The following is a 22,797-nucleotide window of genomic DNA, read 5'->3' as shown; positions in this document are numbered from 1 at the left end:
CTTCCGCCCCGGCAAAAGGGGGCATTCCGGTAAAATACGTCTTAACCCAATCTTTTCACTACAACTGTCGCCATGCGGTAAACTGGAAGCGACGCGCTTTTCACCCAATTTCGGAGCCGTGAAGGCCTGCACCTTCTTCCACGTGTGCGTCCAGCTCCCTAAAACCGATATTCAGTCTGATCAGAACAGGAAAGCCCTCTCCAAGTGAGCACCCCAACGACCGCCCAAGCCATCCGTAACATCGCCATTATTGCCCACGTCGATCACGGCAAGACCACGTTGGTCGACGCCATGCTGCGCCAGAGCGGCACCTTCCGCGCCAACGAGGCTGTTGCCGAGCGCGTCATGGACTCGAACGATCTTGAAAAAGAGCGTGGTATCACCATTCTCGCCAAGAACACGGCGATCCAGTATCACGACTCCAAGATCAACATCGTCGATACCCCCGGCCACGCCGACTTCGGCGGCGAGGTGGAGCGCGCGCTCAAGATGGTCGACGGCGTCGTCCTGCTCGTGGACGCCAGCGAAGGCCCCCTGCCCCAGACGCGCTACGTGCTCTCGAAGGCGCTTGAAGCCAAGCTGACCCCGATCCTTGTTATCAACAAGATCGACCGTCCCGATGCTCGTCCCCAGGAAGTGCTGAACGAGGTCTATGACCTCTTCATCGACCTCGATGCCGACGACAGCGTCCTCGAGTTCCCGGTCATCTACACCAACGGCAAGGCCGGCACCGCGACCATGGACCTCGCCGTCCCGGGCACCGACCTGCAGCCGCTCTTCGAGCTCATCTTCAAGACCATTCCTCCCGCCACCGGCACGCCGGATGGCGACCTCCAGGTGCTGGTCACCAACCTCGACTACTCCGATTACCTCGGACGCCTCGCGATCTGCCGCGTCTTCAACGGCACGCTCAAGGCCGGCGAGGAAGTCAACCTCTCCCGCATCGACGGCACGCTCCAGACCGTGAAGATCACCAAGCTCTTCACCTTCAACGGCCTCAAGCGCACAGACACCGAAGTGACCGAAGTCGGCGACATCATCGCCGTCGCCGGTATCCCCGCCATCACCATCGGCGAGAGCTTCTGCGCGCTCGAGAACCCCAAGCCGCTGCCGACCATCAAGATCGATGAGCCGACCATCGCCATCGTCTTCTCGGTCAACAACGGCCCGTTCGCCGGCCGCGAAGGCAAGCTGGTCACCTCGCGCAACATCAAGGAGCGCCTCGAAAAGGAGCTGCTCACCAACGTCTCCATCCGCGTGGAAGATACCGGCACCCCGGATAACTTCAAGGTGCTCGGCCGTGGCGAGCTCCAGCTCTCCGTGCTCATCGAAATGATGCGCCGCGAAGGCTTTGAGCTGATGGTCTCGCGTCCGCAGATCGTCACCAAGCGCATCAACGACCAGCTCATGGAGCCCTCCGAGATTCTGACCATCGATATCCCTGAGAGCTTCGTTGGAACCGTGATTGAGCGCCTCGGGCCGAGAAAAGGCGAGATGGTCAAGATGGCGAACCACGGTTCAGGCCGTGTCCGTATGGAGTTCAAGGTTCCGTCGCGCGGTCTTATCGGCCTGCGCAACGAAATGCTCACCGAGACTCGCGGCACCATCGTCATGAACTCCATCGCCGGCGACTATATCCCCTACACAGGCGAGATTCCGCAGCGTCCTTCGGGCGCTCTGATCTCGGACCGCCAGGGCGTTACGACTCTGTATGCGCTGGACGGCATCCAGGAGCGCGGCGTTCTCTTCCTGGGCGACGGTGTTGAGGTCTACGAGGGCATGCTCATCGGTGAGCACTCCCGCGACAACGATCTCGACGTCAACTGCGTCCGCGAGAAGAAGCTCACCAACATGCGCGCTTCGGGCTCCGACGACGCTGTCCGCCTGGTGCCCTTCAAGGTGCTCACGCTCGAGCAGTCGATCGAGTTCATCGCGGACGACGAGCTGGTCGAGGTCACGCCCAAGTCGCTGCGCATGCGCAAGAAGGTGCTGCAGGCGAACCGCCGTCCCAAGGGCAACCGCAGCGGCGCTCAACCCGAGTAACTGCTCTTCCTTCAGCAAACAACAAAACCCTCCGTCTGGAGGGCTTTGTTGTTTTTGGTCGTTGCCGTTGCTTGGTGGAGATTGTCTGGTGGAAAAGGCACGACGTAGAAAACCTGCATAGAACTGAGCCCCGAAGGGGCGACGCCATACCAGCCCAGGGCGTAGCCCTGGGTTCCGAACCCGCCAAAAGTAGAGGGCTGAAGGCCCGACCTAATAGGTCGAGTCACCATTTCATCCCGTAACCAAGGGGGGTAAAGCCGCTCTCCCTACAAATCACAAGGACTGTGTTGTCCTATGCCGCCTTCTTGCCCTGTATCTGGAATGGAATGATCTTCGGCTGTTTACGCTTCAGCGCCTGGCTCAGATCATAAGCAGATTGAACCGCCAGCCAGAGACGGGCTGTGCTCAGGCCAGCTCGTTCCAGCCTGACCGCTAGATCAGGGCTCACAGAGGCACGAGTATTTACGACGCGTGACAAGGTGACGCGTGCAACCCCAAGGTGGCGTGCCGCTTCGGCAATAGAGATATTGAGACCGTCTTTCCCGAAGCTGTCTTCCAGTAATTCGCCCGGGTGGCAGGGGTTTTTCATCATAAAGCGGAACCTTTCTAGTGATAATCCTCATAGTCGACCAAATCAACGTCCGCTCAACGCAGCGATATCCTCATGATCCAAGTCGAAAGCCCCAATCCATTTGTGTCCGGCGAGCTGCACCCAGCTGAAGATAGAGCTGTCTTCAAGATCGACAAAGCCAGGGTCACCTTTCATGCGCCGTAGCATGAGAAGTACCAACTGGAAGCGTGGATCGGTATCGACGATTTTGAAGGTGAGTCGTGGTTCACGACCGTCCGCAGAGCCCAGTTCAAAATAGCTCTGGTGTCTAGTCTTTGAGCCGTAGTCGGTTTTCAATGCGATATCCAGCAGCATAGTAGTATCTCCAGTTTCTCGGTGATCGTAACAAGCCGATGCACTGGATAGTTGGCTTAGGCGGGATTTATTGTGGCTGGGATTCGGACCTGAAAAGCCCACAAGGTTGGGGGCCAGAACAACAAAACACACGAGGCCGCCAAAGGCGGCCTCGTGTCCATCCAGACAAAAACTACTTCTTCGCGTGCTCGAAGCGCTTGTTGACCTCTGCCCAGTTGATGACGTTCCACCAGGCCGCGAGGTAATCAGGACGCTTGTTTTGATACTTCAGGTAATAGGCGTGCTCCCAGACGTCGTTGCCGAGGATCGGGTACAGACCCTGCGACAGCGGATTGTCCTGGTTCGCGGTGGTCACGATCTCCAGCTTGCCGCCCTTGAATACCAGCCAGCCCCAGCCGGAGCCGAACTGCTTGGCGGTCGTCTCGTTGAACTTCTTCTTGAAGTCCTCGAACGAACCGAAGTCTGCCTTGATCTGGGCTGCGATTTCGCCCGTCGGCTCGCCGCCGCCGTTCGGTCCCATGATCTGCCAGAACATGGTGTGGTTGACGTGTCCGCCGCCGTTGTTGCGGACGACACCGCGCACGTCTTCGGGAATGCTGTCCAGGTCCTTGATGAGTTCTTCAGGTGTCTTTTTGCCCAGGTCAGGGTGCTTTTCGACCGCGCCATTCAGGTTGGTGACGTACGTCTGATGGTGCTTGTCGTGGTGCAGCTTCATCGTCGCTTCGTCGATGGTCGGCTCGAGAGCGGCATAGTCGTAGGGAAGGGGAGGAAGTTCGAAGGCCACGGTGAGTTGCTCCTTATGTTCGGTTTGCGGAGGCGCAGAGCCTCGCTCTGGTGGTTGGATGCACGCGCCGCAATACGCGGCGCAACATCGTTGAGCTTACACCCGCGACGGCAGTGGACGTGAAATTCCGGTCGCAGGCACCAGCTTCTTCGCTTGTGCCACCCCAAAATTGTCATCTCGACCGGAGCATCATGGTTTTATCGTGATGCGCAGTGGAGAGACCTGCAGCTTGCAGGTAGCTGCAATTATTTTCGCCCGCGCGAACAAACTGCAGGTCTCTCCACTGCGGCGCAAAAGCGCGCCTCCGGTCGAGATGACAATTTTGTGAATGGATCAAGAAGACGGCCCGCAAATTACACCCGCGAATCTTGCCCGGCTGAAAACCCGTAACTTTATTCCCACTTTTGTGCTCTCATATTCACCATGAGCGTCTTCGACGGAACGTATCACTGGCTGGATGACGATGGTCCAGCCTTCGGCAGGCCTGGACTTGAACCGCGCTGGACTTCCAGCCAGAAAGACGCGGTTTCAACGGCCTATGCGGCTTCCAGCAGGATCTGGTTTACGGCCTCGCACGGCACGCTGAACGAGATCTACTACCCTACGATCGACCGTCCGCAGACGCGCGACATGGAACTGCTCTTCACCGATGAAGAGACCTTCTTCCATGAAGAGAAGCGCGACTTCGAGTACGACTTCCACTACGTGGACGACGACGCGCTGGCTGTCCGCGTCGTAGCGAGCGATATCGGCGGACGGTACAAGGTGACCAAGGAGTTCATTACCGACCCCCATCATCCCGTCGTGCTGATGAACGTAAAGATCGAGGGCGACGAAGCGATCCTCTCCCGGCTCAAGTGCTATGCGCTGCTGGCTCCGCACCTGGATGGTGGCGGTGCAGGGAACTCGGCGCGATCGGTGGACATCGCCGGCAAGCGCTGCATCCTGGCGTGGAAGAACAATGTCTCGCTGGCCTTCGGGGCCAGCTGCGGATTCACGCGCACCAGTTCCGGCTTCGTGGGTGCCAGCGATGGTTATCAGGATCTCTCCACCCACATGCACATGGCCTGGCAGTTCGGCCAGGCGCTCGATGGCAACATCGCGATGATGGGCGAGATCGAGGTAGCAACACACCGCGAGTTCACGATCGCCATCGCGCTCGGAGATGGTCATCACTCCGCGCTCGCCGGCATGATGCAGACGCTCGCCACCCCGTATGACGCGCATCTCAAGCGCTTCATTCAGCAGTGGCAGCGCGTGGAGTCCCCGGAGCGTCTGGCGAAGGCCTCAACCGACGGCGGCAAGCTGCTGCGCGTCTCACACAACGTCATTCTCACGCACGAGGACAAGACCTACTCCGGCGCGTTCATTGCGTCGGCTTCGATCCCGTGGGGAGCGTCCAAATCCGATGCCGACCTGGGCGGTTATCACCTGGTCTGGACGCGTGACATGGTGCAGTCGGCGACGGCGATGCTGGCCTGCGGCCGCGTCGATACCGCGCTTCGCGCGCTGGTCTACCTCGCCTGCACCCAGCATACCGACGGCGGCTTCGCACAGAACTTCTGGATCGATGGAACTCCTTACTGGCAGGGCATTCAGCTTGACGAGGTGGCTTTCCCGATCATCCTCGCGTGGCGGCTCTGGAAGGCCGACGGCCTCGGCAACTTCGATATCTTCCCCTTCGTGGTGAACGCCTCGGCGTTCCTCGTGCGCTATGCGCCGGTCACACAGCAGGAGCGCTGGGAAGAGAATGCAGGCTACTCGCCTTCGACGCTGGCAGCGGTCATCTCGGCGCTGGTTTGCGCGGCGGACATCGCCATCGCGCACGGCTCGCGCGAACTCGGTACCTTCCTCGAGGACTATGCCGACTGGATCGAGGCGCATCTCGATGAGTGGACGACGACGAACCGCGGCATGCTGCTGCCCGACGTCCCGTATCACTACATGCGTATCCGTCCGCCGGCAGAGGGCGAGCCGTTCCACAACCCGCAGATTCCTCCGGGCACCGTCCACCTCAATAACCGCGAGCCGGGCGAGAGGTTCGACTTCGAGGCGCGCGAGGTGATCGACGCAGGCTTCCTCGAACTGGTTCGCTACGGAGTTCGCCGGGCGGACGATCCACTCATCATCGACTCGCTGAAGGTCGTTGACTCGGTACTGAAGATCGACACCCCCTACGGTGCTTGCTGGCGCCGCTACAACCACGACGGCTACGGTCAGCGGAAAGACGGCGGCCCGTACCTCGGCTCGGGACAGGGCCGTGCCTGGCCGATCCTGACCGGCGAGCGCGCGCACTACGAGCTCGCGGCAGGGAAGGATGTCACCTCGTTCGTGACGGCGCTGGAGAAGTTCAGCTCCATCGGCGGCATGCTGCCGGAGCAGGTGTGGGACTACGCCGATCTGCCCTCGGAGGGAATGTACCTGGGCCGCTCGGCGGGCTCGGCGCAGCCGCTGGTCTGGGCGCATGCCGAGTACGTCAAGCTGCTGCGCTCGGTCGCCGACGGCAAGGTCTTCGACCGCATCTCGGTCGTCGAGGAGCGTTACGCGGTTCCCAAGGAAAAGCGCACGTTCCAGAGTCGCATGGAGATCTTCCAGACCGGCAGGCCAATCTCCGCGATGTGTCAGGGTGGCACGCTGCGCATTCTCGATGCGCAACGCTTCCGTGTCGTCTACACCACGGATAACTGGGAGACGAAGAATTCGATCGAGTCCCGTGTGGTTGGCCGTCCGGGGTCGTTCGTCGACATCCAGACGGCGCACGACCAGACAGGGAGCATTATCTTCACGCTGTACTGGCCGGAGAGCGATCACTGGCTGGGCCGCAACTGCGAGGTCTATATCAACGAGGAGCTTCTGCCGCAGGGACCAGCGGCGATGAAGCCGAAGTCGTAAGAAACTAAGCAGTAGCACAAAGCTCAGCCCCGAAGGGGCGGCCTATCATAGCCCAGGGTGAAACCCTGGGTTACAGTGCAAAGAAGATGCAGAGCCCTGAAAGGGCGACCTATCAAGGCAACCTCGATAGATCGCCCTTTCAGGGCTCTGCCTTTATGGTGGTTTCGTAGCCCAGGGTTAACCCTTGACGCAGAGCGCGCTGCAAATGTTTGTGGCGCGCTTTGCGTCATCACCCTGGGCTATGATGAGGCCGCCCCTGCGGGGCTCAAATTACGGCGGTTTCATCACCCATCGTTAACTCGGCTGTGGCCCCGGCACACTCACCATCCCGCCCACGCCGAACCGATCCGTCAGCATCCCAAAGAGCGGCGACCAGAATGTCGGCGTCAACGGCATCTGCACAGAACCATCCTTGCTGAGCTCGGTAAAGAGCCGCTTCACTTCGGTCTGGTCCGTCGAGTCCACCGATATCTGGAAGCCGCCCAGTGGAGTCCCCGGACGTCCCGGAGGTCCATCGCAGCCCATCAGCGTCACGCTGCCCACAGGCAGCGCCGTGTGCATGATCAGGTCCTTCGCATCCTCAGGGACGGGGGTGCCTGCGGGTGCGTCGCCAAACTTCATCGTCAGCAATCTCTTCGTGCCGAACGTCTTCTCGTAAAACGCAAACGCCTCGTTACAAGTGCCCGGAAATACAAGGTGCAGATTCGTATTCATGGTCCTCTCCTTAGGGTCTTTACGTTGTGATATTCATACGCTCAAAGGACATGCTTTGTCCTTCACGATGCGGACTTCAGCAGCTCGCCCAACCGGTCGAGGCTTGAGCTCCATCCAGCGGGCATGCCCTTCAGATTCGGTGCGAACTCTGGTCTGAAGTTCATCACATGCACATCCAGAATGACCTCGGTGCCGCCCTCGACCTCGGCAAAGAACACCGAGTTCCAGTTCTCGCAGAGTGCGTTGCCGTCCCCGTCCAGCGGCGACACCGTGAAGTGAAAACGGTAGGGCGGCTACGGCGTTACTTTCTCTTGTGCTCAGGATGTTTCTCCTTAGCTTGCAAAGTTGGGTCTTGCAGGGTCTTCAGATAGTCGTCGAGACGGTCGAAGCTTTGTTCCCAGAACTTCCGGTACTCATCGATCCAGACGGAGGCGTCCTGCAGCGGTCCAGCCTGCAGCTTGCAGGGCCGCCACTGGGCCTCGCGTCCACGGACGATGAGCCCAGCCCGCTCCAGCACCTTCAGGTGCTTGGAGATAGCCGGCATGCTCATCTCGAACGGAGCAGCCAGCTCCGTGACCGAGGTTTCACCCAGGGCCAGCCGCCCAAGGATGGCCCGCCGGGTCGGATCGGCAAGGGCGGCGAAGGTCGAGTCCAGATTTGAAGTGTTCATGTTATTTCACCAATCGGTTATATAACCGATTGGTGAAATGTAAGCGCTGAAGAAAACGATGTCAAGTGGGTAGATTGTTTTTGCTTTTGCGGTTGTTCTTGCCTTTCTGGCTTGTCATTCCGACCCTGAGCGAAGCCGAAGGGGAGCGAACCTGCTGTCTCCCGTTTTTCGGTTATGCCGCCCAGAAAATAGCGGTAAAGCCAGAAGAGACTGTCCTGACACACAGCATTTGTGACGGCGCGGACAAAGAACGGGAGGAAGCAGGTTCGCTCCCCTTCGGCTTCGCTCAGGGTCGGAATGACAAGCAAGAAAGGCAAAAGCCAGAACAGCAACGACAAAGGCGACCACAACCGCAAAAACCACAACAAATCCACAAAGCCTGCGGCTTCAGCCGCACCCGAATTGTTACGGTACGGTTGAGACCCACGCCCTTCCGTTACACTGGACTGGCCTGTGAGAATAGGGCGCGCATGGGGCGCGCGAACACACGAGCTTACACATTTGAGGACAGAATGACCGACCAGCAGAAGCAAGACGCACTCGACCAGCTTTCCATCAACACGCTGCGCTTCCTCGCAGTCGATCAGGTTGAAAAGGCCAAGAGCGGCCACCCCGGAGCGCCATTGGGCTGCGCTCCCATCGCCTACCTGCTGTACCACAAGATCATGAAGTACAACCCGGCCGAGCCGCTCTGGTCCGACCGCGATCGCTTCATCCTCTCCAATGGCCACGCGTCGGCGCTGCTCTATGGCGTACTGCACCTGACCGGCTACGATCTGCCGATCGAGCAGCTCGAGCAATTCCGCCAGTGGGGATCGCACACGCCGGGGCACCCGGAGTACGGTGAGGCTCCTGGCGTTGAAGTGACCACCGGTCCGCTCGGCCAGGGCTTCGCCATGGCCGTGGGTGAAGCCATCGCCGAGAAGCATCTCGCCGCGACCTACAACCACGACAACCACACCCCCGTCGATCACCACACCTACGTTCTCTGCGGCGACGGCGATCTGATGGAAGGCATCAGCCACGAGTCGGCTTCGCTTGCGGGCACATTGAACCTGGGCAAGCTGATCGTGCTGTATGACGACAACCTGATCTCGCTGGACGGCCCTACCGACCTCAGCTACACCGAGGACGTTACCGAGCGCTTCCACGCTTACCACTGGCATGTGCAGATGGTCGAGGACGGCAACGACCTCGTCGCCATCGAAAGAGCGATCCGTGCGGCTCAGGCCGAGACCACCAAGCCCTCGCTGATTCGCGTGCGCACGGTGATCGGTTATGGCTCGCCCAAGGCCGGCACGAATAAGGTTCACGGCGAAGCGCTGGGCGCGGAGGCCACCAAGGCTACCAAGAAGAACCTTGGCTTCCCCGAGGACAAGAGCTTCTACATCCCCGAAGAGGCTGGTAAGAACTGGCTGCAGGCGAAGGACAAGGGCGCAAAGGCCCAGGCCGAATGGCAGGAGAAGTTCGACGCTTACAAGAAGGCCTACCCTGAACTGGGCGCCCAGTATGAGCGCGCCTCTGCGGCGAAGCTGGCCGAGGGCTGGGAGAAGGCGATCCCGACCTTCCCCGCGGACAAGCCTGTGGCGACACGCAACGCCGGCCAGGTGGTGTTGAATGCTGTCGCAAAGGTCGTTCCCGAACTGTTTGGCGGCGCGGCTGATCTTACGGCTTCCACCAAGACCATCTTCAAGGACTCACCCAGCTTCCACGTCGATCCCAAGGGCCGTAACGTGTTCTTCGGTGTGCGCGAGTTCGGCATGATGGCAGCGGTGAACGGCATCGCGGCACACGGCGGGCTCATTCCCTTCGGCTCGACGTTCTTCACGTTCAGCGACTACTGCCGTTCGGCGCTGCGCATGGGCGCTCTGATGAGCACTCACTCGCTCTACATCTTCACGCACGACTCCGTCGGCCTCGGCGAGGACGGTCCCACGCACCAGCCCATCGAGCACCTGATGAGCCTGCGCGCGATTCCGCAGCTCACCGACTTCCGTCCCGCGGATGCGAACGAGACCGCTGCCTGCTGGCAGCTGGCGCTCGAGCGCAAGTCGGCCAGCTTCATGGCGCTCTCTCGCCAGGATCTGCCGGTTCTCGACGATGCGAAGTACAAGGTGTTCGAGGGCGCTCGCAAGGGTGCTTACATCCTCGACGGCAGCGGTAAGGACATCGTCCTCGTCGCCACGGGCTCCGAGGTCGAAGTGATTATGAAGGCTGCCGCGGAGTTGAAGGCTGCCGGCATCAACGCGACAGTCGTCTCCATGCCGAGCTTCAAGATCTTCGAGGAGCAGAGCGAAGAGTACAAGCTCTCGGTCTTCCCACACGGTGTACCGAAGATCTCTGTTGAAGCCGGTGCGACGATGGGCTGGTGGAAGTACATCGGCCGCGATGGCGTCGCCATCGGTATCGATCGCTTCGGCGCATCGGCTCCCGGGCCGATCGCTCTGGAGAAGCTGGGTGTCTCGGTTGGACACGTCGTCGAAGCTGCCAAGAAGCTGGTCAAGAAGTAGGGATTAGGGATTAGGGAACAGGGATTAGGGAATTAGAAGCGCGCGTGTTTTTGCTGCGGCTAATCCCTGATCCCTAATCCCTAATCCCTGGCCCTGAGGTCCCTATGACACAGGATGAAGCAAAGGCGCTGGTCGGTAAACGGGCCGTAGAGTTTGTGCAAGACGGCATGGCGGTGGGCCTCGGTACCGGCTCGACTTCGACGCTGTTTATCAAGGCTCTGGGTGAGCGCGTAAAACAAGGCTTAAAGATTCGCTGCGTAGCGTCGAGCGATGCGAGCCACAATCTGGCGGCGTCGCTGGGCATGGACATCACTACGCTCGACAAGCTGCCGGACCTGGATGTGTACATTGACGGCGCGGATGAAGTGGCTCCGGGCCTGACGCTGATCAAGGGCGGCGGCGGTGCGATGCTGCGCGAAAAGATTGTCGCAAGTTCGGCGAAGAAGTTCATCGTGGTGGTCGACCAGACGAAGGTTGTAAAGACGCTGGGACGGTTTCCGCTGCCTGTCGAGGTCATCAAGATGGCGTTGCCGCTGGTGCATTCGAAGCTAGCTGCGCTGGGGCTGAATCCTTCGCAGAGACCGGCAAAGAACGGCGATGGACCGTATCTTACGGACGAAGGAAATTACATCCTGGACTGCGCCTGCGGCCAGATCCCGGATCCTGCGGCGACGGCCGCCGCCATTCGCGGCATCGTCGGCGTGGTGGAGCATGGGCTGTTTCTGAACATGGCCAGCCTGGCGCTGATTGCGGGGGATGGTGGCGTGACGGAGATGTATCCGTAGTTTTTGCTGTTGCTGTTGTCCTTGCTTTTCTGGTTGTCATTCCGAGCGCAGCGAGTGAACCTGCTGTCTCCCGTTCTTCGCTTGTACCACCACAGATGTTTGCGTTACACCACGATCCCTTCTAGCTTTACCTGTACCTTTCTGGTGGCATGATCGAAAAGCGGGAGACAGCAGGTTCACTCCCCTTCGGCTTCGCTCAGGGTCGGAATGACAACCAGAAAGACAAAGACAATGACCCGCCTCTGCTGTGAGATTTTATTGACTCCGTAAAACAGACTTGCATCGCAACCCCCACTCCACGCGTCTTTAACGCATGAGCAATTCGACAGGCAATACGCAGGCAGGAAAAGTTTGGTTTATCACAGGCGCATCCACAGGCTTCGGCCGTGAGATGGCCGAGCAACTGCTCGCCGGTGGCGCGAAGGTCGTCGCTACCGCGCGCAAGCCCGAGCAGTTGAGTGCGTTGGCGGCAAAGTATCCCGAGACCGCGCTGGTACTGCCTTTGGACGTCACGAAGGAAGACGCGGTGCAGTCGGCCGTCGAGAAGACGCTGGCAAAGTTCGGTCACGTCGATGTGCTGGTAAACAACGCAGGCTACGGCGTATTGGGCGCGGTGGAAGAGGTTACCGAAGCCGAGTTCATGCCGATGTACGAGACCAATGTCTTCGGCCTCATCCGCGTCACCAAGGCGTTTTTGCCGCAGTTTCGCGCGCGCCGCAGCGGCCATATCGTGAATCTTTCGTCAATTGGCGGCCTCGTCGGTCTGTCCGGCTGGGGATTTTATAACTCCACAAAATTCGCAGTCGAAGGCTTCTCGGAGGCGCTCTCTGTCGAACTCGCCCCGCTGGGCGTGAAGGTGCTGATCGTCGAGCCCGGTCCGTTCCGCACCGACTTCCTGGGCCGCTCCGGCCAGGAGGTGCCTACGCGCATCGCCGACTACGATGAGACTGCCGGCAAGACCCGCGAATACATGAAGACCAACGACGGCAAGCAGGTGGGTGACCCGGTGCGCGCGGTGCAGGCGATTATCGCCGCCGTCGCGTCGCCCCATACGCCGAAGCACCTCTTGCTGGGCAAGCTGGCGCTCACGCGCTTCCGCGCGAAACTCGACGAGTTTACGCAGGAGATCGCAGCCTGGGAACCGGTAACGCTTGGGGCGGATTTTCCTGAAGGTGAGTAGCGCAAAGGGGCGGGATTTTGGTCCCGTCCCGCAGGCTCCGGCATTATTTTTTCCAGCCGGTATCTGTAGGGGTTGAAGGCCATACCCTTCAAAACAAACGCTGTCCGCCTGAAGAGGGAAAACGCCGCTTTCCGATCTGCCGCTGAAATGTTCCGAGTCTCCCCATTTCTCATTGACAGCAGTTCGGATTACTCTCTAAGAGGCGTTCAAAACGCGTAAGGATGACACATGGAACTTGGAATGATTGGCCTCGGCAAGATGGGCGGCAACATGGCAGAGCGCCTGCGCCTGGCCGGGCACAAAGTAGTCGGCTTTGATTTTTCCGCCGACGCTGTAAAAAAGCTGAACGACGCAGGCTCCGTCGGCGTGAGTTCGCTTGAAGACCTCGTTAAGAATCTCCAGGCGCCGCGAGCGATCTGGATCATGGTACCGGCCGGCGACCCCGTCGACGAGACGATTGCGAAGCTGAAGCCCTTCATGCAGAAGGGCGATATCTTCATCGACGGCGGAAACTCGAACTACAAGGATTCGCAGAGACGGCATGAGGCCCTGAAGCAGGAAGGCTTCGGCTTCGTCGACGTAGGAACGTCGGGCGGCATCTGGGGCATCACCGAAGGCTACAGCATGATGATCGGCGGCGACGAAGACGTCGTCGAACGCCTGCGTCCGATCTTCGAGACGCTCGCCCCTGCAGCCGACCAAGGCTGGGGCCGCGTTGGACCCGCCGGTGCCGGACACTTCGTCAAGATGGTCCATAACGGTATTGAATACGGCATGATGCAGGCCTATGCAGAGGGCTTCTCGATCATGAAGGCGAAGACACCGCTCGCGCTGGACCTGACGCAGATCTCCGAGATCTGGCGCTACGGTTCGGTGGTCCGCTCGTGGCTGCTCGACCTGACCGCCGACGCACTCAAGAAGAACCCCACGCTCGATGGTCTCGAAGCCTTTGTGCCGGACTCCGGCGAAGGCCGCTGGACGGTCTTCGAAGCCATCGATCTCAACGTGTCAGCGCCTGTCATTACGGAGTCGCTGATTCGCCGTCTCCGCTCGCGCGAGGACAACAACTTTACCGACCGTATGCTATCCACTATGCGCAACGAGTTTGGTGGACACGCAGTAAAGAAGAGCTAGCAACAGAGAGTCGTGAGTGGAGGTAGTGATTCCTCACTACTCTCCGCTCACCCCTCTCTCCAGATTTTGTACGAGGAGAGATTCATGTCGACAACACAGGTGAACATCAGTCCCGAGGCGATGAAGGCCAGCCAGTCCCTGGAGCGCCGCCCCGATCCATGCATCGTGGTCATCTTCGGAGCTTCCGGTGACCTGACCAAGCGCAAGCTGCTGCCTGCGCTCTACCACTTGGAGCAATCAGGCTTCCTGCCGGAAAACTTCGCTGTGCTCGGCGTCGCCCGGCGCTCGCTGGAGGCCACGTTTCCGGCCGACATGAAGGACGGCATCATCAAGGGCGGCGGCGTCGAAGAGAACGAAGCCAAGCTCGCGCCGTTCGTCGACCGCGTGCAGTACTACGCGATGAACTTCGACGATGACGCAGCCTACGAAGGCCTGAAGAAGAAGCTCGCCGAGATGGACGAGAAGTTCGGCACCAAGGCCAATCGCCTCTTCTACCTCGCGGTCGCGCCGGAGTACTTCTCCGACATCGTCTCCTACCTCGGCAAGCACGAGATGAACAAGCCCGTCGAGGGCGCGAACCACTGGGTTCGCACGGTCATCGAAAAGCCCTTCGGCCACGATCTCGAGTCGGCGCGCGCGCTGAACGACGAAGTCAACAAAGTATTCGACGAGCACCAGATCTTCCGCATCGATCACTACCTCGGCAAGGAGACGGTACAGAACATCCTCGTCTTCCGCTTCGCCAACGGCATCTTCGAGCACGTCTGGAACCGCAACTACATCGACCACGTCGAGATCACGGCTGCCGAGTCGATCGGTATTGAAGGCCGCGGGCCCTTCTATGAAGGCGCCGGTGCGCTGCGCGACGTCGTGCAGAACCACGTGATGGAGCTCCTGAGCTTCGTCGCGATGGAGCCGCCGGTTAGCTTCGAGGCCGACGCCGTCCGCAACGAGAAGGTCAAGGTATGGAAGGCGATCCAGCCAATCCACCCGGCCGACACGGTACGCGGCCAGTACGGCCCCGGCAACGTCGACGGCAAGCCTGTCATCGGCTACCGCCAGGAAGATCGCGTTCATCCTCGTTCGCAGACCGAGACCTATGCCGCCCTGCGGCTGGAGATCGAAAATTGGCGCTGGGCTGGCGTTCCGTTCTACATCCGCGCGGGCAAACGCCTCGCGAAACGCGTGACGGAGATCACCATCCAATTCAAGCAGCCGCCGTTGCTGCTCTTCAAGGGCCACGAAGGCAAGGGTGCTGAGGGCATCAAGCCGAACGTCATCTCCATGCGCATTCAGCCGGACGAGGGCATCGCGCTGCGCTTTGCAGCCAAGGTCCCCGGCCCGAACATGAGCATGAGCTCGGTGAACATGAACTTCAGCTATGCCGACGCGTTCGGTGCTTCCTCGGCGAACGGCTACGAGCGTCTATTGCTCGATGCCATGCTCGGCGACGGAACCCTGTTCGCGCATCGCGACGGTGTGGAGGCGACCTGGTCGCTGATCACCCCGCTCCTCGAAGCCTGGGCGAAGGACCCGGTCAAGGACTTCCCGAACTACGCTGCGGGAACCTGGGGGCCGGCAGCTTCGGACGCCATGCTCAAGAGCGACGGCCGGAAGTGGCGGAAGCTCTAAAGCAGGAAACAGGAAGTAGCAAACAGGAAACAGATAGGCGTCCGGGTCAGATGATTGTTCTGACCCGGACGCTCGTTATAAGCCTCTTAGGATGCATCCAAAGAATCATGATCTACGCGGAACCTGATTCACCAGGAACCGCGAAGTACTGACAACGGAGAACTGAGAACACTATGCCGCGTCCCGTCACTGTTACATACAAGGTTTGGTCTTCGCCGGCTGAGGTTGCGCTGGCTTCGGCGCGGCTGCTGGCTGCGCGCGTGGAGCAGGCTGTCGCTACACGCGGGATTGCCCGCATTGCGATCTCCGGCGGCTCGACGCCGCAGGCGACCTTCAAGCTATTGGCCGATCCATCCCAGCCGTTCCTCACGACCGTTCCGTGGGACAAGCTGCAGCTCTTCTGGGTGGATGAGCGCTGTGTCGCGCCGGATCATCCGGAGTCGAACTATGGCGTATGCCGCGACCTGCTATTGAGCAAGGTGCCGATTCCCGAGGCTAATGTCTTCCGCATGGAAGGCGAGCTCGATCCCGAACAGGCAGCCTCACGTTACGAGAGCCTGTTGCGCAACACGATGAAGCTCGAAGGCGCAGAGTCCCCGGTGTTCGACCTGGTCGCTCTGGGCATGGGCCCCGATGGCCATACCGCGTCGCTGTTTCCCAACACGGCCGGACTGGATGAGCTGAATCGTCTGGTCATCGCGAACCACGTTCCGCAGAAGGACACCTGGCGCATCTCGCTGACGTGGCCGGTCATCAACCAGGCGACAGAAGTGGCGTTTGAGATCGAAGGCCCCAGCAAGACGGACATTCTGGCAGAAGTATTGACGGGTCCTCGCGACCCCGAACGTCTGCCTTCGCAGCTGATTCGCCCCTCAAACGGCAAGCTGCTCTTCCTGCTCGACGAAGCTGCTGCCGCCAAGCTGCCCAAGGCAAGCGAAGTCTTCACCACGCCCGATGGAAGCAATAAAGTGGGCACGCTGGAGATATAAAAAGACCGTAGCTCTAAAGAAGCAACGGCAGTAGACAAGGAACCGTTAAAAAGTAGAAGGTAGAGCCGAGGCTTCGGCTTGTTTTGAAGAGCTGTGGCTTTAAAAGAAAACTGGAAGCAATGTTTCGTTAAAGGCACAGGTTTACCCGTGCCGCAAACTTAGAGGCGTACATGATTCTTGCAGGTGATGTTGGCGGCACAAAAGTCCATCTGGCTCTTTACAACTTCGCGGGCGGCAAACTTGTGCCGGTTCGCGATCACAAGTTTCCTGCGACGCACTATAAGTGTCTCGACGATATCGTCGAAGAATTTCTTGCCAGCGAAGAGACCTCCAAGAAGGAGATCATCGCCTCGTGCTTCGGCTGCCCCGGACCTGTGCGCGACGGTCGCCTGAAGCTGACGAACCTGCCCTGGACGCTCGATACGCGCGACCTGCAGAAGTCGCTCGGCATCGAGCACATCTTCTTGATCAACGATCTCGAAGCGAATGGCTACGGCATTCCTGAACTCGCGCAGGCCAAGGTCTTCACGCTGCACCAGGGCGACCCGGGAGCGATAGGGCATCGCGGGCTGGTATCGGCCGGCACGGGCCTGGGCGAGTGCCTGTTGATCTGGGACAGCCTGCGTCATCAGCACATTCCGCTGCCGTCTGAGGGAGGCCACTCGGACTTCGCGGCGAGGACCGACCGCGAGATCGCTCTCCTTCAATATCTCCGCCGCACACTCGCCGGACGCGTCAGCTTTGAGCGTGTTGTCTCGGGGCTTGGCATCAAGAACATCTATTCTTTCCTGCGCGACGATCAGAAGATGGAAGAGCCAAGCTGGCTGCGCGACCGCATGGCGGCAGAAGACCCGAACGCTGTAATCGGCCAGTGCGCCGAGGATGGATCAAGCGAGATCTGCTTCGAAACCCTGCAGATCTTCACTGGAGCCTTTGGCGCGGAGGCAGGCAACGTTGCGTTGAAGGTTCTCGCAGCGGGAGGAATCTATCTTGGCGGCGGCATCGCTCCGAAGATCCTGAAGACCATGCAGAACGGCACATTTACGCAGGGCTTTCTCGACAAGGGAAGACTCTCGCCGCTGCTCGAAACGATTCCTGTACGCATCATCCTCGACGACACCTGCGCTCTGCTGGGAGCTGCGGCCTATGCGGAGGCCCGCGCGGCGGAGATCTCCGGACACTCGGAACGCGCGGCGTCGTTTCACTCGTCGTAGTGGTGTTGCCGTTGCTGTTGTTCTTGCTTTTCTAGCTTGTCATTCCGAGCGTAGCGAGCGAATCTGCTTCCTCCCGTTCTTCGTTCATGTCACCCAGGAAATATGGGTAAAGCCATATGAGAATTGTGCTGGCATAAAACCATCTATGGTCGTCCGGGCAAAAAACGGGAGACGGCAGATTCGCTCGCTACGCTCGGAATGACAAACCAGAAAAGCAAAAGCAAAGACAAAAGCAAGACACCGTCGATCCCATAAAACCGCTTGACTGGACGAAAGACAGAGCCAAAGACTCCCTCTACGTGCTATCTTGCTTTTGCCCGACTGATGGAGTGGTTCGATGAATCGTCGCAATACCGTAGTTCTTTTCGGCAGCCTGGTGCTGGCCTTCGCCCTCGTCCCAAGAACCAACGCGCAGGCCCCTGCGAAGCATGACGCCGGTGCCGTCGAGCGGGAAGCCGCCGGCAGTATTCCCTCCGACCCCGGACCGCTGGCGACCGATCTCTCGCCGAAGCTCGATTCCAAAGACATCCGCAAGGCGATGCGCAAGGTGGCCGACTGGCAGCTCCTTGCTGCCGAATCGAAGTTCAATCAGCAGTGGACCTTCGCCACGCTGTACGACGGCCTGCTGGCGGCGTCCGAGACTACGGGCGACCCTAAATATCGCGATGCCGTAGCTCATGCGGCGGCGGACAAATTCCAATGGATGCTCGTCCAGTCGCGCTTCCCGCATGCAGACGATGAGGCGATCGGCAAGAGCTATCTGGCGCTCTATGAGCGTGCACCCGAACCCGTGAAGATCGCCGACGTTCGCGCGACGATGGACCGCCTGGTTGTTCGTCCTGACGATCCGAAGAAGAACGTCTGGTGGTGGTGCGACGCCCTCTACATGGCGCCTCCGGTCCTGACGGAGTTGTCGCGCATTACGGGCGACCATCGGTATCTCGATTACATGGATCACGAGTGGTGGGTGACTTCGGCGGAGCTCTACGATCCGCAGCAGCACCTGTTCACGCGTGATGCTACCTTTCTGAAGAAGACCGAGGCCAATGGGCAGAAGCTCTTCTGGGCACGCGGCAACGGCTGGGTACTCGGCGCGTTGGTGCGTGTGCTCACGACGATGCCCAAGGATTATCCGTCGCGTCCGAAGTACGAGCAGCAGTTCCGCGAGATCGCCGATCGTGTCGCCGGGCTGCAGCAGCCCGATGGCCTGTGGCGGACGGGACTGCTGGACCAGGAGTCTTACAAGGAGCCTGAGGTTTCAGGTACGGCGTTCTATACCTACGCCATGGCCTGGGGCATCAACACGGGACGTCTGCCGCGAGCGAAGTTTCTGCCGGTGGTCACGAAGGCCTGGGCCGGAATGCTGACGCATGTGTACGCCGACGGCAGGCTGGGCTCGATCCAGCCCATCGGCGCCGCTCCGGATGCGGTAGGTGCGTCGAGCAGCTACGTGTACGGGGTAGGCGGATTCCTGCTGGCAGGCTCGGAACTCGCTCGAATGAAGTAAGCCTTGTAGGTCGCGGGGCGCAGCCCGCAGCCGTTGCGTATGATGGCAGGCAGGATGGCGAGAGAGAGCGGCTGATGGCGTATCGTGACGCGGTGTTCTCCACTCCCAAACCAGGGAAGGGATCATCGATGCGTCGTCTCATTCCGGCAACGTTGATCACGCTGTTCGTGCTTGGCATGTTCTATCCGTTTATCTCTGGATATGTGCACGCACGCTTCGGCAAGCAGGAAGACCGCTCGGCGTTGATTGGGCAGTGGGTTGGCCTCGTCCAACTGCAGCCACTCGAAGGGCAGCACCAGCCGCCGTCCGAAGAACACGGCGCAGCGATCATGACGATCACATTCAAACCGGCAATGCTGTCCTATCTTTCCAAGCTGCAGGGTACAGCCGAGATGACCGACTACGAGTATCACGTGAAGGGGATGGAGACTTCAGGGTTTATGACTCCCTTCAACCCACAGGAAGGGCACTTCTCTGTTCGCACGGAAGGCACAAAAGGCGACGCCGCCCTGACCGGCACCCTGGAAGGCAGGTTCAACAAGGGCACGCTCACCATTACGGCGTTCAGGACGCCGCAGTTCTACATCACGGGCATTTTACGGCGCGGTGATAACGCTTCCTATCAACAACGCGTCAATGAAATGAAGAATATGCCGACTACTCCAGCGCAAGGAGATACGCATGGCCGATAAATCTGTAGTGCCATCGACAGCGATCCCGCCGTTTCAGATCAAGGCTGACTCAGCGCAGCGGATGAGACCATTAGCATGATTGCAGGCAGGATGGCGAGAGAGATCGGCTGATGGCGTATCGTGACGCGGTATTCTCCACTCCCAGGTCAGGGAAGGGTTCATCGATGCGTCGTTTAATTCCGGCAACGTTGATCACGCTGTTCGTGCTTGGCATGTTCTACCCTTTTATCTCTGGATATGTGCATGCGCGCTTCGGCAAACAGGAAGACCGCTCCGCCCTGATTGGGCAGTGGGTTGGGATCGTTCAACTCCAGCCGCTAGAAGGCAAGCACCAGCCTCCGTCCTATGAGCATGGTTCTGGCATCATCACGCTCACCTTTAAGCCGGCTGTATTTTCTTATTTGTCTAAATTGCAGGCAACGGGAGAAATCACCGATCTGGAAGGACATGTGAAGGGAGTGGAGACGGAAAACTTCATGACTCCGTTCGACCCGCATCAGGGTTCCTTCAGTGTTCGAACCAAGGGATTGAACCAGGACGATGCTCTTACGGGAACTTTGGAATGTCGATTCGATGGCGGTGTACTCACGATCAGGGGATTTGAAACTCCCGAGATGTACATCACCGGCGTCCTCAAGCCGGGCACAGCTCAGGATTATCGTGAGCAGATCAAAGACCTGGATAACGCGCCATCAACGCCGATTACAGGAGAGCCCGATGGAAAATAGATCCGTAAAGGGACTCAGGTCCGATCCCGACGCATACGCCCCCGGCGAACGCCTGCCCAGTAAGGGAACACCTAAGCATCCTTTGCTCACGGCTCGACATCTTTTTAAGCTAAGCTAAACAACCGTGGCTGATTGGCTATCAGGTCTTACCCTTGCAGAGCAGTTAGAGGACATGGATGGCGCTTCCGCAGATACAGATTGGCGATGGGATGCTCGGGGATGCTCGTCTGGCTTCCGTTGAAGTCGTTCAGGAACTGAACCAGCACTGGTGGTGCACCATTGTCTGTCGCAATACCGAAGACCAGCGCATTCCGGTAGAAGATCTGCTGGGCAAGCCGGTCGAGGTCAAGACGACCGATAGCCAGGGAGTGGAGCAGATTCATTTCTCCGGCTCCGTCCATGACGTGGAGTTGGACTATGAGGTTTGGGGCAGTTACACGGCTACGTTAATCGCCGTGAGCGACAGCTTCGGCCTGGACGTGACCGCTCATAAGCAGTACTACTCCGAGCAGACGCTCTCCTCCATCGCCGGCACGATTGGATCGCGGCACAACCTCAGCATCGCGGTTCAGGCCTCCGACAGCAAGGCGTTGAACTACGTCCAGTACGGCGAGTCGGACTGGAGTTTTCTAAACCGCCTCGTCGACGACCACGACGCATGGATGCGTCCGAGCCAAACGGGAGTGGAAGTCTTCAACAGCTTCCAGACGGGCAGCACTGTTCAGTGGCGGGGTGAAGGCGATCTGGTCGGCTTCCGTCTGCGCGGCCGTCGGGTCAATCCCAGCTTCTCGGGCTCGCACTACGATCACCATGCCATGCAGTCGAACACGTTTGAGAAGCTGTCGAAGCCGCCGCAGTTCTATCCGGCCGCCGAGCAGCTTACGAGCGCGGTACAGGCGGCCTCGGCGCAGTTGCCGCCAGGCTTCGAGCCGCAGCGCGCCCGTGCGATGACGCTCGACAACTACTCAGACCAGCTGCAGTCCGAGAGCGAACGCAGCATGGGCAGTGCGGTAACGGGCACCGGCTCTTCGCGCAACCAGTCTCTGATGGCCGGCAACACGCTGACGGTAGAAGGAATGCTCGACGCCAAGGGCACCTATGGGCTGGTGCGTGTGGTCCATCAATGGACTCCGCAGGGCTACCTGAATAGCTTCGTCTGCACCCCATGGAAGAACTACCGCAACCCAAACCCCCCAGAGGCGCGGACGTGGAACGGCATCGTCTCGGCGCGTGTTACGGGTCACAACGACCCCAAGAAAATGGGCAGAGTTCAGGTGCAGTTCTTCTGGCAGGAGGATGGCGCTACTCACTGGGCACGAGCTACCAGCCCTCACGCGGGTCCGGATCGCGGTTTCATGTTTATGCCGGAAGTCGGCGACGAAGTGGCCGTGGCGTTTGAAGACGGCGACCCGGAGCGCCCCGTCATCATTGGTTCGCTTTGGAATGGCGTGCACAACCAGTATCGCAACGATCTGCGAGGCGGGGACATCGCGACGAATGATGTCAAGCACCTCATGACGAAGAGTGGAAATCGCTTGCAACTCTCCGATAAGGCAGGCGTCGAGACGATCGTTCTGGCTACCCCAAACAATAATAGGCTCAAGATGACAGAATGCTCGGACCAGACGGGCCGAACTAACATCACGCTCGAGTCTCTAACCGGTGACATTATCCTGCACGCACCAAAGGGTCGCGTTCACATTGAGTCTCAGTTCTACTCCAAAGATATTGGAGGGGAATGATGGACCGAAAAGCAGGCATCTTTAGGGCTGGGAGTAAATCATGCCTTTAGTGAGGAAGGTTGGCATGTCGCTAGGACCATTCCTGCTGCGAGCTGCTTTCGTAGTCTGCCTGATGGCAACCATGTTTTTACTGCTAAATCATAGATGGTTTGGCACGTATGCCGCGCAATTTCGTACGCCGAATGGCGCCACGGCGGACGGCAGTTGGATCGGTATTGTCGAGGCATACGAGCCGAACGGTGACAAGATCCTGGACAGGGCAACGGCAATCCAGTTCAAGTTGCATCTGGATGACCCGTTCGTCAAGCGATATCAGGGGACAGGCAAGCTGTTTACAAGAGGAAATGCCGAACCGCGGTTCTACAACGACGTCCACTTCATGATCAATAGTCAGGACGTTCTGAGTGGAAGCGTTTCCGGTACAACAATGTCCCCAGACGATCACGATAGCGACGTAGACATTAAGGGGACCTTCCAGAAAAACAAATTTGTAGTTTCACAATTGGCCTTGCATGACTACAAGTACCGCGGTGTCTTGCATCTGGGCAACGACGCAGACTATCAAGCTTTATGCAACAGCCTGAATGGAACTAAAGACAGCAGCGCGTCACGGTGAAGAAACGGAGGGCACAATATCGCTGAGGATGAGTCACCGA

General features: G+C 59.2%; 21 protein-coding genes. 14 read left to right on the top strand and 7 right to left on the bottom strand.

Features of this window, described 5'->3' with window-relative positions:
* Window positions 1-204: 204 nt before the first annotated feature.
* Window positions 205-2,043, top strand: coding sequence for a translational GTPase TypA (typA, locus tag ACIX8_RS23065; protein WP_014267814.1), 1,839 nt, complete (start codon window positions 205-207; stop codon window positions 2,041-2,043).
* A 292-nt stretch (window positions 2,044-2,335) separates the two neighbouring features.
* Here the strand turns inward: typA and ACIX8_RS23060 are convergent, their stop codons facing one another.
* From ACIX8_RS23060 to ACIX8_RS23050, 3 genes are all read right to left on the bottom strand, one after another.
* Window positions 2,336-2,635, bottom strand: a complete 300-nt coding sequence (locus ACIX8_RS23060) for a HigA family addiction module antitoxin (RefSeq protein ID WP_014267812.1) — start codon at window positions 2,633-2,635, stop codon at window positions 2,336-2,338.
* A 42-nt stretch (window positions 2,636-2,677) separates the two neighbouring features.
* Window positions 2,678-2,968, bottom strand: a complete 291-nt coding sequence (locus tag ACIX8_RS23055) for a hypothetical protein (protein ID WP_014267811.1) — start codon at window positions 2,966-2,968, stop codon at window positions 2,678-2,680.
* A 172-nt stretch (window positions 2,969-3,140) separates the two neighbouring features.
* A complete protein-coding gene (locus ACIX8_RS23050) occupies window positions 3,141-3,752 on the bottom strand; it encodes a superoxide dismutase (RefSeq protein ID WP_014267810.1) in 612 nt (203 codons plus the stop codon).
* Between the two features lie 423 nt (window positions 3,753-4,175).
* Between ACIX8_RS23050 and ACIX8_RS23045 the strand changes: the two genes are divergently transcribed.
* On the top strand, window positions 4,176-6,644 hold the full coding sequence (locus ACIX8_RS23045; protein ID WP_014267809.1) for a glycoside hydrolase family 15 protein: 2,469 nt from the start codon (window positions 4,176-4,178) through the stop codon (window positions 6,642-6,644).
* A gap of 294 nt (window positions 6,645-6,938) precedes the next feature.
* Here the strand turns inward: ACIX8_RS23045 and ACIX8_RS23040 are convergent, their stop codons facing one another.
* From ACIX8_RS23040 to ACIX8_RS23025, 4 genes are all read right to left on the bottom strand, one after another.
* Window positions 6,939-7,358, bottom strand: a complete 420-nt coding sequence (locus tag ACIX8_RS23040; RefSeq protein WP_014267808.1) for a VOC family protein — start codon at window positions 7,356-7,358, stop codon at window positions 6,939-6,941.
* A gap of 62 nt (window positions 7,359-7,420) precedes the next feature.
* On the bottom strand, window positions 7,421-7,627 hold the full coding sequence (locus ACIX8_RS23035) for an SRPBCC family protein (protein ID WP_014267807.1): 207 nt from the start codon (window positions 7,625-7,627) through the stop codon (window positions 7,421-7,423).
* Window positions 7,628-7,659: 32 nt separating this feature from the next.
* On the bottom strand, window positions 7,660-8,028 hold the full coding sequence (locus tag ACIX8_RS23030; protein WP_014267806.1) for an ArsR/SmtB family transcription factor: 369 nt from the start codon (window positions 8,026-8,028) through the stop codon (window positions 7,660-7,662).
* 17 nt (window positions 8,029-8,045) lie between these two features.
* Window positions 8,046-8,402, bottom strand: a complete 357-nt coding sequence (locus tag ACIX8_RS23025; protein ID WP_044177379.1) for a hypothetical protein — start codon at window positions 8,400-8,402, stop codon at window positions 8,046-8,048.
* Window positions 8,403-8,540: 138 nt separating this feature from the next.
* Between ACIX8_RS23025 and tkt the strand changes: the two genes are divergently transcribed.
* The 12 genes from tkt (at window position 8,541) to ACIX8_RS22965 (ending at window position 22,757) form a co-directional block, all read left to right on the top strand.
* Window positions 8,541-10,538, top strand: a complete 1,998-nt coding sequence (gene tkt / locus ACIX8_RS23020; RefSeq protein WP_014267805.1) for a transketolase — start codon at window positions 8,541-8,543, stop codon at window positions 10,536-10,538.
* A gap of 104 nt (window positions 10,539-10,642) precedes the next feature.
* Window positions 10,643-11,323 (top strand): ribose-5-phosphate isomerase RpiA, encoded by a 681-nt coding sequence (gene rpiA / locus ACIX8_RS23015; protein WP_014267804.1) that lies wholly within the window; start codon window positions 10,643-10,645, stop codon window positions 11,321-11,323.
* A 313-nt stretch (window positions 11,324-11,636) separates the two neighbouring features.
* Window positions 11,637-12,503 carry an oxidoreductase gene (locus ACIX8_RS23010; protein WP_014267803.1) on the top strand — a complete coding sequence of 289 codons (867 nt, stop codon included), beginning with the start codon at window positions 11,637-11,639 and terminating at the stop codon, window positions 12,501-12,503.
* Window positions 12,504-12,731: 228 nt separating this feature from the next.
* Window positions 12,732-13,637 (top strand): phosphogluconate dehydrogenase (NAD(+)-dependent, decarboxylating), encoded by a 906-nt coding sequence (gene gnd, locus ACIX8_RS23005; RefSeq protein WP_014267802.1) that lies wholly within the window; start codon window positions 12,732-12,734, stop codon window positions 13,635-13,637.
* A gap of 84 nt (window positions 13,638-13,721) precedes the next feature.
* Window positions 13,722-15,269, top strand: coding sequence for a glucose-6-phosphate dehydrogenase (gene zwf, locus ACIX8_RS23000; RefSeq protein WP_014267801.1), 1,548 nt, complete (start codon window positions 13,722-13,724; stop codon window positions 15,267-15,269).
* A gap of 173 nt (window positions 15,270-15,442) precedes the next feature.
* A complete protein-coding gene (pgl, locus tag ACIX8_RS22995; RefSeq protein WP_014267800.1) occupies window positions 15,443-16,258 on the top strand; it encodes a 6-phosphogluconolactonase in 816 nt (271 codons plus the stop codon).
* Between the two features lie 170 nt (window positions 16,259-16,428).
* Window positions 16,429-17,472, top strand: coding sequence for a glucokinase (gene glk / locus ACIX8_RS22990; RefSeq protein WP_014267799.1), 1,044 nt, complete (start codon window positions 16,429-16,431; stop codon window positions 17,470-17,472).
* A 337-nt stretch (window positions 17,473-17,809) separates the two neighbouring features.
* Window positions 17,810-18,979 carry a glycoside hydrolase family 88/105 protein gene (locus ACIX8_RS22985; protein ID WP_014267798.1) on the top strand — a complete coding sequence of 390 codons (1,170 nt, stop codon included), beginning with the start codon at window positions 17,810-17,812 and terminating at the stop codon, window positions 18,977-18,979.
* A gap of 128 nt (window positions 18,980-19,107) precedes the next feature.
* Window positions 19,108-19,671 (top strand): hypothetical protein, encoded by a 564-nt coding sequence (locus ACIX8_RS22980; RefSeq protein WP_014267797.1) that lies wholly within the window; start codon window positions 19,108-19,110, stop codon window positions 19,669-19,671.
* A gap of 164 nt (window positions 19,672-19,835) precedes the next feature.
* Window positions 19,836-20,399, top strand: a complete 564-nt coding sequence (locus tag ACIX8_RS22975; protein WP_014267796.1) for a hypothetical protein — start codon at window positions 19,836-19,838, stop codon at window positions 20,397-20,399.
* A 176-nt stretch (window positions 20,400-20,575) separates the two neighbouring features.
* A complete protein-coding gene (locus ACIX8_RS22970) occupies window positions 20,576-22,141 on the top strand; it encodes a type VI secretion system Vgr family protein (protein ID WP_014267794.1) in 1,566 nt (521 codons plus the stop codon).
* Between the two features lie 64 nt (window positions 22,142-22,205).
* Window positions 22,206-22,757 (top strand): hypothetical protein, encoded by a 552-nt coding sequence (locus ACIX8_RS22965; protein ID WP_044177370.1) that lies wholly within the window; start codon window positions 22,206-22,208, stop codon window positions 22,755-22,757.
* Window positions 22,758-22,797: the final 40 nt, after the last annotated feature.

The sequence above is a fragment of the Granulicella mallensis MP5ACTX8 genome (genome assembly GCF_000178955.2).
Taxonomy (GTDB): Bacteria; Acidobacteriota; Terriglobia; order Terriglobales; family Acidobacteriaceae; genus Granulicella; species Granulicella mallensis.
Note: the sequence above shows the minus strand (reverse complement) of the source record. Positions and strands in the feature narration are given on the sequence as shown.

Coding starts and splice junctions, on each gene's coding strand:
- pgl (WP_014267800.1), top strand. CDS start 15,443: ATGCCGCGTCCCGTCACTGTTACATACAAGGTTTGGTCTTCGCCGGCT.
- ACIX8_RS23040 (WP_014267808.1), bottom strand. CDS start 7,358: ATGAATACGAATCTGCACCTTGTATTTCCGGGCACTTGTAACGAGGCG.
- ACIX8_RS22980 (WP_014267797.1), top strand. CDS start 19,108: ATGCGTCGTCTCATTCCGGCAACGTTGATCACGCTGTTCGTGCTTGGC.
- rpiA (WP_014267804.1), top strand. CDS start 10,643: ATGACACAGGATGAAGCAAAGGCGCTGGTCGGTAAACGGGCCGTAGAG.
- ACIX8_RS23010 (WP_014267803.1), top strand. CDS start 11,637: ATGAGCAATTCGACAGGCAATACGCAGGCAGGAAAAGTTTGGTTTATC.
- ACIX8_RS22965 (WP_044177370.1), top strand. CDS start 22,206: ATGTCGCTAGGACCATTCCTGCTGCGAGCTGCTTTCGTAGTCTGCCTG.
- ACIX8_RS23060 (WP_014267812.1), bottom strand. CDS start 2,635: ATGATGAAAAACCCCTGCCACCCGGGCGAATTACTGGAAGACAGCTTC.
- gnd (WP_014267802.1), top strand. CDS start 12,732: ATGGAACTTGGAATGATTGGCCTCGGCAAGATGGGCGGCAACATGGCA.
- ACIX8_RS22970 (WP_014267794.1), top strand. CDS start 20,576: ATGGCGCTTCCGCAGATACAGATTGGCGATGGGATGCTCGGGGATGCT.
- ACIX8_RS22985 (WP_014267798.1), top strand. CDS start 17,810: ATGAATCGTCGCAATACCGTAGTTCTTTTCGGCAGCCTGGTGCTGGCC.
- ACIX8_RS22975 (WP_014267796.1), top strand. CDS start 19,836: ATGCGTCGTTTAATTCCGGCAACGTTGATCACGCTGTTCGTGCTTGGC.
- ACIX8_RS23030 (WP_014267806.1), bottom strand. CDS start 8,028: ATGAACACTTCAAATCTGGACTCGACCTTCGCCGCCCTTGCCGATCCG.
- tkt (WP_014267805.1), top strand. CDS start 8,541: ATGACCGACCAGCAGAAGCAAGACGCACTCGACCAGCTTTCCATCAAC.
- zwf (WP_014267801.1), top strand. CDS start 13,722: ATGTCGACAACACAGGTGAACATCAGTCCCGAGGCGATGAAGGCCAGC.
- glk (WP_014267799.1), top strand. CDS start 16,429: ATGATTCTTGCAGGTGATGTTGGCGGCACAAAAGTCCATCTGGCTCTT.
- ACIX8_RS23045 (WP_014267809.1), top strand. CDS start 4,176: ATGAGCGTCTTCGACGGAACGTATCACTGGCTGGATGACGATGGTCCA.
- ACIX8_RS23055 (WP_014267811.1), bottom strand. CDS start 2,968: ATGCTGCTGGATATCGCATTGAAAACCGACTACGGCTCAAAGACTAGA.